Origin of the sequence: Catenuloplanes japonicus, from assembly GCF_000717135.1 — a bacterium.
In the GTDB taxonomy this organism is placed as follows: Bacteria; Actinomycetota; Actinomycetes; order Mycobacteriales; family Micromonosporaceae; genus Catenuloplanes; species Catenuloplanes japonicus.
In genome coordinates this window covers 1-12,224 of the sequence record NZ_JNXY01000008.1, presented here as the reverse complement: position 1 = coordinate 12,224, position 12,224 = coordinate 1, and the positions used below count along the sequence as shown (strand labels likewise).

Genomic DNA, 12,224 nt, shown 5'->3' with positions numbered 1-12,224 from the left:
GATGTTGGTTGGCGCGCCTTCCGGCCCGCCACGATGTGCGTACCGTAATGATTATGGCGTGACCCACGCTCATGAAAAGCCCCTAGCGGGCACGGAACGGACACGAGCCTCTGCGGCCGTGGCCAGGGGGACGTCTCGCCTGGAAGAGGCGGGTGTCTCGACACCGCGCGTCGACGCGGAGATTCTGGCGGCACACGTGCTCGGCGTGCCGCGCAGCCAGCTGCTGCTCTCGGACGGTTTCACGGACGAGACGCTGCTGCCGTTCGTCCAGGCGATCGAGAAACGGGCGACCGGCGTGCCGGTGCAGCACATCACCGGGACCGCGCCGTTCCGGCACATCGAGCTGGCCGTCGGTCCGGGCGTGTTCGTGCCGCGGCCGGAGACGGAGCTGATGACGGACTGGGGCCTGGCCGCGCTGGCCGGTCACTCCCGTCCGGTGGTGGTGGACCTGTGCAGCGGCTCCGGCGCGATCGCGCTGGCGGTGGCGAACGAGCGGCCGGACGCGAAGGTGTACGCGGTGGAGCGCTCGCCCGAGGCGCTGACCTGGCTGCGGCGCAACGCGGCCGCGCGGGCGGACGCGGGCGACCCGCACATCACCGTGGTCGAGGGCGACATCACCGACCCGTCCGTGCTGGCCGAGCTGGACGGCGCCGTGGACCTGGTGCTCTGCAACCCGCCCTACGTGCCGTCCGGGACGAAGGTGGCGGTCGAGGTCGACCACGACCCGCCGCAGGCCGTGTTCGCCGGCGAGGAGGGCCTGGACCTGATCCCGGCCGTGATCGCGACGGCCGGGCGGCTGCTGGCCGGCGGCGGCTCGTTCGCGGTGGAGCACGACGAGACGCACGGTGCGGAGGTGCCGGCGCTGCTGCGCGAGGACACCCGGTTCGCGGTGATCCGCCTCCGGTACGACCTCGCGCAGCGCGCCCGCTACACCACCGCCCACAAGGGCTAGCTGAGGGGGAACTCCTCACCCAGCAGCGCCCGCAGCCGGGCCAGCGCGCGCATGTTCTGCATCTTCACGACGGAGGCGGAGACACCGAGGATCTCCGCCACCTGCTCGACGCTGCGGTCCTCCCAGTGCCGGAGCACCACGATGGCCTGATCGCGGACCGGCAGCGTCGCCAGCGCGTGCAGCAGTGCGACGTGCAGCTCCGGCGTGCCGTCGTTGCCGGTGCCGCGGTCGGGCAGCTCCGCGACGATCAGGTCGCTGCGCCGTTTGCGGTGGTCGAAGATCACGTTCATCAGGACCCGGCGGCTGTACGCCTCCAGGTTCGACGCCCGGCGCACGCGCGACCAGGACGCGAACATCTTGGCCAGCGCGGTCTGGGTGAGATCCTGCGCCAGGTGCCAGTCCCGCGTCATCAGGTAGGCGGTGCGCCGCAGCCGGGGCGCGGACGCGGACGCGAAGTCGGTGAAGTCGACGTCGGTCCGTTCCGCGGTCAGCGCGCCGGTCTCCAGCACGATCGCCTTCACCGCGGCGTCCGCATGCAGACCGTGCCCAGGATCTGATCGACGCCGGGCGACTGCTCGTACCGTTGCGCGAGGCCGGCCCAGAGCCGGTCGTCGGTCAGGTGGATCCGGAACGACTCGGGCAGCTGGTCCGCCGTGACGCTGCCGACCACGTCCGGGCTGTCCCGCCAGAGCTTCTCGAACTTCTCGAGCGCCTTCTCCCGGTCCTCGTACGCGAAGTCCCGCACGATCTCCTCCGCGGCGAGCCGGCGGTCCAGCTCCGCCCGCTGCGCGTCCGTGATGTCGGCGCGCAGGAACATCGCCACCTCGGCCGCCTCCTCGCCGGCGCCGACGTGGCAGGGCTCGCCGCCGCCGAGCATGGCCAGCGGCACCACCACCGCGACCGGCGCGGTCTCCTGCTCCCACGTGCGGGGCAGCACGTTCACCGCGCCGAGCGCGACCGCCAGCGCGACCGCGAGCGCGGATCCACCGGCCAGCAGCCTGCGCCGCCGGCGGATCCGTGTGCCGTCCGCGATCGCGCCGAGGGTGATGTCACCCAGCGGCACGGGCTCGTCCGCGACCGCCTTCCCGAAGAGGTCCCGGAGTTCCTGATCCACCATCTGCTCCCGTCGGCCGATTAACCGTCATGGAGAGGGACTGGGTGGAGCCCCGGTCACGTCACTACTTCCGGGAAAGCTCCGTGTCACCGGCGAGCCGGGCGGCCCGGTCGGCCTCGGTCAGCGCGTCCAGCACGCCGTCCGCGTCGCCGGCCAGCACCAGGTCCAGGTTGTACGCCGTGTACCCGATCCGGTGGTCGGTGATCCGGTTCTGCGGGAAGTTGTACGTCCGGATCCGCTCCGACCGGTCGACCGTGCGCACCTGGGACTTGCGCGCGTCCGACGCCTCCGCGTTCGCCGCCTCCTGGGCGACCGCGAGCAGCCGGGCGCGGAGGATGCGCATGGCCTGCTCCCGGTTCTGCAGCTGCGACTTCTCGTTCTGGCAGGAGACGACCACGCCGGTCGGCAGGTGGGTGATCCGGACCGCGGAGTCGGTGGTGTTGACGGACTGGCCGCCCGGCCCGGACGAGCGGAACACGTCGATGCGCAGGTCGTTCGGGTCGATCTGCACGTCGACCTCCTCGGCCTCGGGCAGCACGAGCACGCCGGCGGCGCTGGTGTGGATGCGGCCCTGCGACTCGGTGACCGGCACGCGCTGCACCCGGTGCACGCCGCCCTCCCACTTGAGCCGGGACCAGACGCCGTTGCCGCCCTCGGGCACGCCCTTGGTCTTGATCGCCACGGAGACGTCCTTGACGCCACCCATGTCCGAGCCCTGCGCCTCGATGACCTCGGTGATCCAGCCGTGCCGCTCCGCGTACCGCTGGTACATCCGCAGCAGGTCACCGGCGAACAGCGCGGACTCCTCGCCGCCCTCGCCCGCCTTGATCTCCAGGATCACGTCCTTGGCGTCGTTGGGGTCCCGCGGGATGAGCAGCTCGGCGAGCCGCTCCTCCAGCTCGGGCAGGCGGGTGGACAGCTCCTCCGCCTCGGCCGCGAACGTGGCGTCCTCCGCGGCCAGCTCGCGGGCCGCCTCCAGGTCCTCGCGCGCCTGCTCCAGCTCGCCGCTGGCCTTGTGGATCGGGGAGAGCTCCGCGAACCGGCGGCCGACCCGGCGGGCCGTGTTCTGGTCCGCGTGGATGGCCGGGTCGGCGAGCCGCTTCTCCAGGTCGTCGTACTCCGCCAGGAGCGACTTCAGCCGTTCGTTGCTCATCTCAAGATCTCCAAAGAACCAGCGTGCAGGGTGGTAGCCAGGGAAAAGCGAACGGCGCTCGTCCCCGTCATGATGACGGGGACGAGCGCCGGACGGAAAGCTACTTGGACTTCGCGGCGGTCTTCTGGACCTTGGCGTACTTCTGCTGGAACTTCGCCACGCGGCCCGCGGTGTCGAGCACGCGCTGCTTGCCGGTGTAGAACGGGTGGCAGGCGCTGCAGGTCTCGACGCTGATCTTGCCGTCCTTCGCGGTGCTCCGCGTGGTGAACGTGCTGCCGCAGGAGCACGACACCTCGGTGACGGCGTACTGCGGGTGGATGTCCTTCTTCATGTGCCTCGGTCCTCTCGTGGGTGGTCGCCGGGTCGTCTCGACGGGCTCGTCGAGGCGGGAACCGGAACCGCTGGCCGATGGTCCAGTCTGCCATGTCCGCGGCGCGGGTCGCGCACCGGGAGACGGTGACCGTTCCGGGTGGTGTAACCACGTCTCAGGGCAGCGCATTCCCGAGCGTGGCGAGGTGCCGGCTCAGCGTCCGGCGCACGTCCGGCGACACGTCGAGGAAGCGTAGCCGCAGGTCATCGCCGGTACGCTGGGCCACGTTCGCATCGAGCGAGATCGTGATCCCGGCCACCCGGAACTCCGCGGTCACGTTCGCGCCCAGGCCCAGCGTGTCGATGCCGGGCGCGGTGCAGTGCAGGCCGCCGAGGCTCAGGTCGAGCAGCCGGCCGGTGTGCCGCTCGCCGTCGGCCAGCAGCGTGACCGCGCCGCTGTCCGCGTACCGGGGGAATTCCCGCCGCTCCAGCTTGTCCGTCAGGTCGACCATGTTGTTGATCCGGTCCAGCGTCTCGGCCACGCCCCGGTCCAGGCCCTGCACCAGGTCGTGCTGCTCGGCCGCGATCTGGCGCAGCTCGATCGTGGCCGTGTTCACGCTGCCGATGCCCTCGGTGACGCCGCCGATCGCGGCGAACATCTCCGCCACGTCCGCCTCCAGCGACGAGATGGTGCTGGAGATCTGCTCGGTGGACCGTGCGGACGCGGTGGCCAGATCCTTCACCTCGCCGGCGACGACCGCGAAGCCTTTGCCCATCTCGCCGGCGCGGGCCGCCTCGATGGTCGCGTTCAGCGCCAGCATGCGCGTCTGGTCGGCCACCCCGGCGATCACCTGGGCCATCTCGGCGACGCGGCGCAGACTGGCCGTGAGCGCGCCGGTGACCCGGTCCGCCTCCGCCGCCTTGGTGACCACGGACTGGGTGACGTGCTCGGCGGAGGCCATCTGCCCGTCGATCCGGCTGGTGGCGCTGCGCACGCGCTCGACCTGGTCGACCACCTCGGCCAGCTCCATGGCGATGGTCGCCGCGGTGTCCGCGATCGCCTCCTTCGCCCGGTCCCGCAGCAGCGCCTCGGACCGCTGCTGCTGCGCCATGCTCGCCTGCATCTGCTGCTCGCGTGCGGCCTGGCCGGCGCGCAGGTCCGCCTCCTGTGCCGCGATCTTCTCGCGCGCGGTGCCGAGCGCGCGGCCGATGTCGCCGAACTCGTCCCGGCCGGTCGGCAGCGGGCGCGGCGCGAGGTCCCCGGCCGCGATCGCGCGCACGCCGTCGACCATGTGCCGCACGTGGAAGCGGGTGTGCCACCAGAGCCCGACGCCGGCGTAGACCGCGAGCAGCACGCCGATCACGGTGATCGCCAGGATGGTGTCCTGCTCGCGCTGGAAGCCGCCGACCCGCGTCTCGATCAGGCCGTCCAGCGCCGCGTGCAGGTCCGGCATGACCGCGCGGACGGCCGCGCCGAGCGGCGCCGGGTCCAGCGCGACCGGGGCGCCCAGCCCGGCCGTGATCGCGGCGGCGACCTGCTCGGCCGCGGCCGCGACGCTCTCCACCCGGGCCAGCCGCCCGGCGAGCGCGGCGTCCGCGGTGTTCGCGAGCGAGGTCTCCGTGCCGGCGCGCAGGTTGCCCGCGACCGTGGTCAGCTCGCTGGCGTAGACCGCCTGTTCCGCCACGAACGCGGTGCCGGACGCCTCGGTCGGCGCGGCGGCGCGGGCCGCGGCCAGCAGCACGCGCGGCAGCTGCACGACCTCCATGTCCATCACGTAGAACGAGTCGAGGTCCGGGTCGAGGATCAGGTTCGACTCGTTCGCGACGCCGGTGATGAACGCGGCCATCGCCTCGCCGAACGCGATCCGTCCGGCGCCGGTGGTCGCGTCCGCGCCGGCCGCGGCCGTGAGCGCGTCGCGCGCGTCGTCCAGCGTGCCGTCCTCGAAGAGCCCGGCGTTCGCGTCCATCGCCGCGGTCAGTGCGGTCAGGTCCGGCCGGTCACCGGCCAGCGCCGCACCGAACTCCGCGAGCGCGGGCAGCAGCACCTCCGCGCCCTCGCCCTCGCGCTCGGAGAACGAGATCTGGCCGTGCGAGAAGTGGACGAAGCCGTAGACCGCGCTCATGCACGGCACCAGCAGCACCACCATGATGATCGACAGCCGGACCGTCATGCGGGTGCGGTCCCAGACGGCCAGCACCGGCAACAGCAGCCGTGGGTACATCCGGTACATCCCCTCGCCGACGTTCCACGCCCACGATCGGCGCTACTGACCAGAAGCTGAGGTTTTCCGCCGCATCGGGCAGACCGCGCGTTCGTGCGCGTCCTCGTCCAGGTAGAACGCGGGGCGCTGGTCGGCCTCGTCGTAGTACCGGTGGAAGACCCGGGTGGCGGAGCCGGAGATCGGCGGCACGATCCAGCTCCAGTCCGCGGGCACGGTCCGTCCGGCGCGCTCCTCGTTGCGGATGTGGGTGAGGAACCGCTCCGACTCGGTGTGGTGGTCGGAGATCTTCACGCCGGCCAGGTCGTACGAGTGCAGCACCGCGCGGTTCAGCTCGATCAGCGCGCGGTCGCGCCACAGCGTGGCCTCGGACGACGTGTCCAGGCCCATCCGTTTCGCCACCTCGGGCAGCATGTCGAACCGGTCCGGGTCGCCGAAGCTGCGCGCGCCGATCTCGGTCCCCATGTACCAGCCGTTGAACGGTGCGAGCGGATAGTGCAGGCCGCCGATGGTCAGCCGCATGTTCGCGATGGCCGGGACCGCGTACCAGCGCAGGCCCAGTTCACCGAACCAGGGCAGGTCCGGGTGCGTGATCGGCACCTCCAGCACGTTGCCGTCGGACAGCTCGAACAGCCGCACGCCCTCCTCCGGCGTCTCGATCGCCACCGGCAGCACGTCGTGGTCCGTGCCGCGGCCGGTCCAGCCGAGCGCGGTCATCGCCTCGGTGAACTCGACGGTCCGCGGGTCGCCGACCACGCTCCCGTCCGCGCGCCGGTAGCCGGCGTACCGGATCAACTGCTCGTTCCAGATCCGGGGGTACGGCCGCCCCGGCGTCACCGGCGGGAAGATCGAGATGACCGGGCGCAGCTGACCGGGGTTGGCGGCGCCGGTGGCCTGGCGCAGGTGCCGCAGCAGCAGCGCGAAGATGTGCTCGGACGAGCTCGCGCACCGCCGGTCCAGCACCACCAGGCTGCGCCAGTAGAGCCGGCCGATGCACTTGGAGGCGTTGCGCCAGGCCACTTTCGCGCCGTAGGCGACCTCGTCGTGCGTCTGCGTGTAGGTGCCGGTCGCGGCGATCTGCGCGCGCACCACGGCCAGCCGGGGCTCGACCGGGCCGAGGCGTTTCTCCTCGCCGTAACAGAGGCGCAGGAACTCCTCCGCCTCGATCGCGTCCACCGGTGCGTCCGGATCCCACTGCTCGGCGGGGTTGTCCCGGTATCCGGGTACGGACATGTCGCCTCCCGTCAGCGTCGACGTCGAACAAGCGCGACACACCCCCATGTTCAACCACAAAGCCACCCCACGGGCCTAAACCCGAAAAAGCCTCAGGGGGTACGCCTGACGCGTACCCCCTGAGGCTTCTTTTTTTTGAGCTTGTTACTCGCCCGGCGTCGACTTCGCGATCTGCATCAGGAACTCGATGTTCGTCCGCGACTCCTTCAGGCGGCCGAGCAGCAGGTCCAGCGCGGCCTGCGACTCCAGCGAGTGGAGCACCTTGCGCAGCTTGTGCGTGATGGCGAGCTCCTCCGGCGCGAGCAGAATCTCTTCCTTACGCGTGCCGGACGGGTGGATGTCGATGGCCGGGAAGGTCCGCTTGTCGGCGATCTTCCGGTCCAGCTTCAGCTCCGCGTTACCGGTGCCCTTGAACTCCTCGAAGATGACCGTGTCCATCATGGACCCGGTCTCCACCAGCGCGGTCGCGAGAATGGTGAGCGAGCCACCGTTCTCGATGTTGCGCGCGGCGCCGAGGAAGCGCTTCGGCGGGTACAGCGCGGTCGAGTCGATACCACCGGACATGATGCGGCCGGAGGCCGGCGCGGCCAGGTTGTAGGAACGACCCAGACGCGTCACGGAGTCCAGCAGCACGACCACGTCGTGGCCGAGCTCGACCAGGCGCTTGGCCCGCTCGATCGCCAGCTCCGCGACCGTGGTGTGGTCCTGCGGCGGCCGGTCGAACGTGGCCGCGATGACCTCGCCCTTCACCGAGCGCTGCATGTCGGTGACCTCTTCGGGGCGCTCGTCCACCAGGACCACCATCAGGTGGCACTCCGGGTTGTTGTGGGTGATCGCGTTCGCGATCGCCTGGAGCACCATCGTCTTACCGGCCTTCGGCGGCGAGACGATCAGGGCGCGCTGGCCCTTGCCGATCGGCATCACCAGGTCGATGACGCGCGTGGTCAGGATGTGCGGCTCGGTCTCCAGCCGCAGGCGCTCCTGCGGGTAGAGCGGCGTGAGCTTGTAGAACTCGGGGCGGCGCTTCGCCTCCTCCGGGTCCATGCCGTTGATCGTGTCGAGCCGGACCAGCGGGTTGTACTTGTCCCGCCGCTGCTCGCCCTCGCGGTTGGCCCGGACGGCGCCGGTGATCGCGTCACCGCGGCGCAGGCTGTACTTCTTGACCTGCGACATCGAGACGTAGACGTCATTCGGCCCGGAGAGGTAACCGGTGGTGCGGACGAACGCGTAGTTGTCCAGCACGTCGATGATGCCCGCGACCGGGACGAGCACGTCGTCCTCGGAGATAGCCGGCTCGTTGCCGCCGCGCTCCGGACGGTCGCCGGCCTCGCCACGGTCGTTACGGCCACGGCGACGGTCCCGGAAACGGCTGCGCCGGCCGCGCCGGCCGCTGCCGTCCTCGTCGTCCTCGTCGTTGGCGCCGTTGTCCCGGTCCCGCTCCGCGCCACGCGGCGCGCGCTCGGCACGGTCGTTGCGGTCGCGGTCGGTGCGCTCGCCCCGCTCGGGACGGTCGCCACGGTCGGGACGCTCGCCCCGCTCGGGACGCTCGCCCCGCTCGGACCGGTCGTTGCGCTCCGGGCGCTCGTTGCGCTCGCCACGCTCGGCCCGGTCACCACGGTCGTTACGCTCGCCGCGCTCGGCGCGGTCACCACGATCGTTGCGCTCGGAACGCTCAGTGCGCTCGGAACGCTCGCTGCGCTCCGCCCGCTCGCCACGCTCGGGCCGGTCAGCACGCTCGGCCCGGTCGGAACGATCGCTGCGCTCGCGGCGGCTGCGGCCCTCACGCTGCGGTTCCGGCTGCTCCTCGGTGGTCTCGGTGCGAGGCTCCGCAGAACCGGCCGCACGGGAGGACCGGCGCGGCGCACGCGTTTCCGCCGGGGCCTCGGCCACCGGGGCCTCGGCGGCGGCGGGGGTCTCGCGGACCTCGGCCCGCACCTCCTCGCGCACCGGCGCGGCCGCCGCGGCGACCTCCGCCCGCTGACGGGGGGCGCCACCGCCCGCACCGCCGCTCTGACGCTCGGAGATGGCGGCGGCCAGCTCACCCTTGCGCATCCGGGCGGTGCCGGAAATGCCGAGCGACGCGGCGAGACTCTGCAGCTCGGGCAGGAGCATCGCCGAAAGGCCGGTCCCGGAACGCCGGCGGCGGGTGGTGCCGGCCGCAGCGTCGTCAGCGACCTTGGAAGCATCCGACGTGACGTCGGTGGTGTCGCTCAATGGATTCCTTCCCTCGTAAGGCCGGGCTGCCCGGGTGTTTCGTCAGTGGTGGCCGGGCGGCCTCGTTTCCCGCCTCGCATATCGCGTCACGGGAGTTTTGTGTGCACGACAGCCGGAGGGCGGTTTCCAACCGGTCGATTTCGACAGATCGGGATCGCCGCCGACAGCGGCCGTGACATCTGCGGAACGGCGTCATGCCTAGGCAGGAGGTGAGACGGGCTGACCGCCGAAAGCTTCGGGGGCGCACCGACCCGCAGGAGATCATCGCTTGCTTCGCGGTCTTGCCTCTTACTAGGTCTAGAGCGTAATCAACTCTTGCGACCTGCGGCAATAGTGTACCGCTCAGCGAGTCCCAGTGTACTACCGGACAGTCCAGCACCATCCGAGTCCACCGCAATCGGCGCGGCGGACCAGCCCTCGCCCGCCTCGAAACCGTCGGGGACCTGCGTCAATGCGAGCACGGTGGGCCCGGCGCCGCTGATCACGGCCGCCACTCCGGCGGCCCGCAGACGAGCCACCAGCGCCGCGCTCTCCGGCATGCCGGACGCGCGATAGTCCTGGTGAAGGCGGTCCTCGGTGGCGGGAAGCAGCAGCTCGGGCGCGGCGGTCAGCGCGTGCACCAGCAGCGCCGCGCGGCCCGCGTTGCGTGCGGCGTCCGCGTGCGGCACCTCGGCCGGCAGCGCGGCGCGCGCGTGCGCGGTCAGGCCGCGCAACTCCGGGACGAAGACGGTCGCGCTCACGTCCGCGGCCGGGGCCAGCCGCACCGCGTGCGCGCCGTCGGCCTCGGTCCAGGCGATCGTGAAGCCACCGAGCAGGCAGGGCGCCACGTTGTCCGGGTGGCCCTCGATCTCGTTCGCCAGCCGCAGCGCGGCCGCGTCGTCCATCAGCGCGCGGCCGTTCTCCACCAGCGCGCGGGCCACCTCGATGCCGGCCACGATCGCGGCCGACGAGGAGCCAAGGCCCCTGGCCTGCGGAATCCGGTTGTCACACTCGAGCGCGAGGCCGGGCGGGCGGGCGCCGAGCACGTCGAACGCCGCATACGCCGCACGGGCCACCAGGTGATCCGCACCGGACGGGAGCTCACCCGCGCCCTGACCGGACACCGCGACCGTGCAGCCGTCCTCCGTGACCCGGCCGGTGACGTGATCGTGAAGGCCGAGCGCGAGACCCAGCGCGTCGAAGCCGGGACCGAGGTTGGCGCTGGTGGCGGGCACGCGCACCGTCACCGGGCCGCTGACAAAGGAGAGAGCCACCCGACCAGCCTAGGAGGTCGGCCCATGCCCCTCCGCGCGGGTGGCGTACCGGTTGCGACCTGCGGTTAGCCTGCGGATCATGTACTTCTTCACGGCCGTCTACTCGCTGCCGATGCTCATCGCCTGTGTGGTCGGGCTGGTCCTGGTCCGCACGCGGGCCCGAGCACTGCCGCCGCGGTCCGCCCGCCTCGCCACGCTGGGTCTGTCCGCGCTGCTGGCGTCCACCGCCGTGTCGATGGCCTGGCAGGTCTCGCTGCCGTTCCTGGTCCGGAGCGACATGTCGCTCTACACGACGGTGGCGGGCGTGGAGTGGCTGGTCTCGGCCGCGTTCTCGGTCGCCGGGCTCGGCCTGCTGATCGCGGCCGTGCTGGCCCGGTCCGCACCACCGGCCGCGGGGCCCTATCCGTACCCGGCCCCGCAGCCGCCGTTCATTCAGTAGTCTCGTCCGCCTCCGGCTCAGGCTCCGGCCGGCCGGCTGTGGGCCGGCGTCCCGCGGCACGGAGCGCCTGGCGCAGCGCGAACTCGATCTGCGCGTTCACGCTGCGCAGGTCGTCGGCCGCCCACTTGGCGATCGCGTCGTAGACCTGCGGATCCAGGCGCAACAACAGCTTCTTGCGTTCCGGCATCGACCGGTCCCTTTCAGGAGTACAGCGACCCTGCGTTCACCACCGGCTGCGCGGCCCGGTCACCGCACAGGACCACCAGCAGGTTCGCCACCATCTGGGCCTTCCGCTCCTCGTCCAGCTCGACGACGTGCTCGGCGCGCAGCCGCTCCAGCGCGTTCGACACCATGCCGACCGCGCCCTCCACGATCTGGAAGCGGGCGCCCACGATCGCGCTCGCCTGCTGCCGTGCCAGCATCGCCTGCGCGATCTCCGGAGCGTAGGCCAGGTGCGTGGTCCGCGATTCGAGCACCTCCACGCCGGCCCGCTCGAAGCGCTCGCGCAGCTCCGCGGTCAGCTCCTCGCTCACCACCGCGCTGTCGCGCAGGCTGGAGCGGCCGCTGTCGTGCGCCTCGTACGGGTAGCTGGTGGCCAGGTGCCGCACGGCCGTCTCGGCCTGCACCGCCACGTACTGCACGTGGTCGTCGACGGCGAACACGGCGGAGGCCGGGTCCACCACGCGCCACACCACCACGGCCGCGATCTCCACCGGGTTGCCGTCCGCATCCGACACCTTCAGCCGGTCGGTCTCGAAGTTGCGCACCCGCATCGTGACCTTGCGACGCGCCGTGAACGGCCACGTCCACTGCAGACCCTCGGTCCGGATCACGCCGAGATACCGCCCGAAGAACTGCACCACCTGCGCCTCGTTCGGATTCACCACCACGAAGCCGGTCGCCGCGATCGTCAGCACCACGCCGAGCACGATCGCGGTGATCCCGATGATCACCTCACCGCCGTCCGCGTCCGCCGATCGGAGGACCACCGCGGCGGCGATCGCGCTCAGCACGACCAGCACGCCGAGAACCAGGAACCCGTTCAGCCGGAAGACCTGTCGCTCCATGACATCTCCCCAATATCTAAGTGATATCACGATGCTAACACTCGCTGTCCAGTCTGGTCACCCCTGGACAATGCCGAGATCACCACTGGTCACCGTCGCGACGGTGCACGGACGCCAAGGCAAGATCAAATTCCAAGGCATCTTCCCGCTTCCAGCGTGGTTGCGGTCCGCATGCTCCCGCGGGCACCGGTCGTCGCTGGCGCTCCTCCCTGCCAGTTTGTGGGCTTTTCCGAGCGCCGCGTGTGCGGGAAAATTGCGGGTGTGGCCGTTC

At 71.4% G+C, this 12,224-nt stretch carries 13 protein-coding genes; 2 read left to right on the top strand and 11 right to left on the bottom strand.

The annotated features are described in order from the left end of the window. Window positions 1–118: 118 nt before the first annotated feature. Window positions 119–952 (top strand): peptide chain release factor N(5)-glutamine methyltransferase, encoded by an 834-nt coding sequence (gene prmC / locus OP04_RS14315; protein ID WP_033340164.1) that lies wholly within the window; start codon window positions 119–121, stop codon window positions 950–952. Here prmC and OP04_RS14310 read toward each other — a convergent pair. The 8 genes from OP04_RS14310 to thrB form a co-directional block, all read right to left on the bottom strand. After that, window positions 949–1,473, bottom strand: coding sequence for a SigE family RNA polymerase sigma factor (locus OP04_RS14310; protein WP_232323592.1), 525 nt, complete (start codon window positions 1,471–1,473; stop codon window positions 949–951). The genes prmC and OP04_RS14310 overlap by 4 nt on opposite strands. Then, window positions 1,470–2,066 carry a permease-like cell division protein FtsX gene (locus OP04_RS49640; RefSeq protein WP_157239823.1) on the bottom strand — a complete coding sequence of 199 codons (597 nt, stop codon included), beginning with the start codon at window positions 2,064–2,066 and terminating at the stop codon, window positions 1,470–1,472. Before OP04_RS49640 ends, OP04_RS14310 begins: the two co-directional genes overlap by 4 nt. A gap of 64 nt (window positions 2,067–2,130) precedes the next feature. After that, window positions 2,131–3,219: a peptide chain release factor 1 gene (gene prfA, locus OP04_RS14300; protein ID WP_033340163.1), complete on the bottom strand. Its 1,089-nt coding sequence runs from the start codon at window positions 3,217–3,219 to the stop codon at window positions 2,131–2,133. Between the two features lie 100 nt (window positions 3,220–3,319). Next, window positions 3,320–3,550 carry a 50S ribosomal protein L31 gene (gene rpmE / locus OP04_RS14295; protein WP_033340162.1) on the bottom strand — a complete coding sequence of 77 codons (231 nt, stop codon included), beginning with the start codon at window positions 3,548–3,550 and terminating at the stop codon, window positions 3,320–3,322. Between the two features lie 154 nt (window positions 3,551–3,704). Next, complete coding sequence (locus OP04_RS51720; RefSeq protein ID WP_157239820.1) at window positions 3,705–5,750, bottom strand: methyl-accepting chemotaxis protein; 2,046 nt, start codon at window positions 5,748–5,750, stop codon at window positions 3,705–3,707. A 42-nt stretch (window positions 5,751–5,792) separates the two neighbouring features. Then, on the bottom strand, window positions 5,793–6,980 hold the full coding sequence (locus OP04_RS14285) for a nitric oxide synthase oxygenase (protein WP_033340161.1): 1,188 nt from the start codon (window positions 6,978–6,980) through the stop codon (window positions 5,793–5,795). Between the two features lie 144 nt (window positions 6,981–7,124). Beyond that, window positions 7,125–9,194: a transcription termination factor Rho gene (rho, locus tag OP04_RS14280; protein WP_033340160.1), complete on the bottom strand. Its 2,070-nt coding sequence runs from the start codon at window positions 9,192–9,194 to the stop codon at window positions 7,125–7,127. Between the two features lie 308 nt (window positions 9,195–9,502). Next, window positions 9,503–10,447: a homoserine kinase gene (gene thrB, locus OP04_RS14275; RefSeq protein WP_033340159.1), complete on the bottom strand. Its 945-nt coding sequence runs from the start codon at window positions 10,445–10,447 to the stop codon at window positions 9,503–9,505. 79 nt (window positions 10,448–10,526) lie between these two features. On the opposite strand from thrB, the gene OP04_RS14270 reads away from it, so the two are divergent. Then, window positions 10,527–10,886, top strand: coding sequence for a hypothetical protein (locus OP04_RS14270; protein WP_033340158.1), 360 nt, complete (start codon window positions 10,527–10,529; stop codon window positions 10,884–10,886). Here OP04_RS14270 and OP04_RS14265 read toward each other — a convergent pair. The 3 genes from OP04_RS14265 to OP04_RS55595 all read right to left on the bottom strand — a co-directional run. Continuing rightward, window positions 10,876–11,073 carry a hypothetical protein gene (locus OP04_RS14265; RefSeq protein ID WP_033340157.1) on the bottom strand — a complete coding sequence of 66 codons (198 nt, stop codon included), beginning with the start codon at window positions 11,071–11,073 and terminating at the stop codon, window positions 10,876–10,878. The genes OP04_RS14270 and OP04_RS14265 overlap by 11 nt on opposite strands. Window positions 11,074–11,086: 13 nt before the next feature. Further along, complete coding sequence (locus tag OP04_RS14260) at window positions 11,087–11,953, bottom strand: SPFH domain-containing protein (protein WP_033340156.1); 867 nt, start codon at window positions 11,951–11,953, stop codon at window positions 11,087–11,089. Between the two features lie 57 nt (window positions 11,954–12,010). After that, window positions 12,011–12,224: hypothetical protein (locus OP04_RS55595; protein WP_232323591.1), on the bottom strand; the 214-nt coding region annotated here is incomplete at its 5' end.

Excerpts from the sequence above, each read along its gene's own strand:
- OP04_RS14270 (WP_033340158.1), top strand. The coding sequence starts at position 10,527 with ATGTACTTCTTCACGGCCGTCTACTCGCTGCCGATGCTCATCGCCTGT.
- OP04_RS14265 (WP_033340157.1), bottom strand. The coding sequence starts at position 11,073 with ATGCCGGAACGCAAGAAGCTGTTGTTGCGCCTGGATCCGCAGGTCTAC.
- prfA (WP_033340163.1), bottom strand. The coding sequence starts at position 3,219 with ATGAGCAACGAACGGCTGAAGTCGCTCCTGGCGGAGTACGACGACCTG.
- rpmE (WP_033340162.1), bottom strand. The coding sequence starts at position 3,550 with ATGAAGAAGGACATCCACCCGCAGTACGCCGTCACCGAGGTGTCGTGC.
- OP04_RS14285 (WP_033340161.1), bottom strand. The coding sequence starts at position 6,980 with ATGTCCGTACCCGGATACCGGGACAACCCCGCCGAGCAGTGGGATCCG.
- OP04_RS14260 (WP_033340156.1), bottom strand. The coding sequence starts at position 11,953 with ATGGAGCGACAGGTCTTCCGGCTGAACGGGTTCCTGGTTCTCGGCGTG.
- OP04_RS51720 (WP_157239820.1), bottom strand. The coding sequence starts at position 5,750 with ATGTACCCACGGCTGCTGTTGCCGGTGCTGGCCGTCTGGGACCGCACC.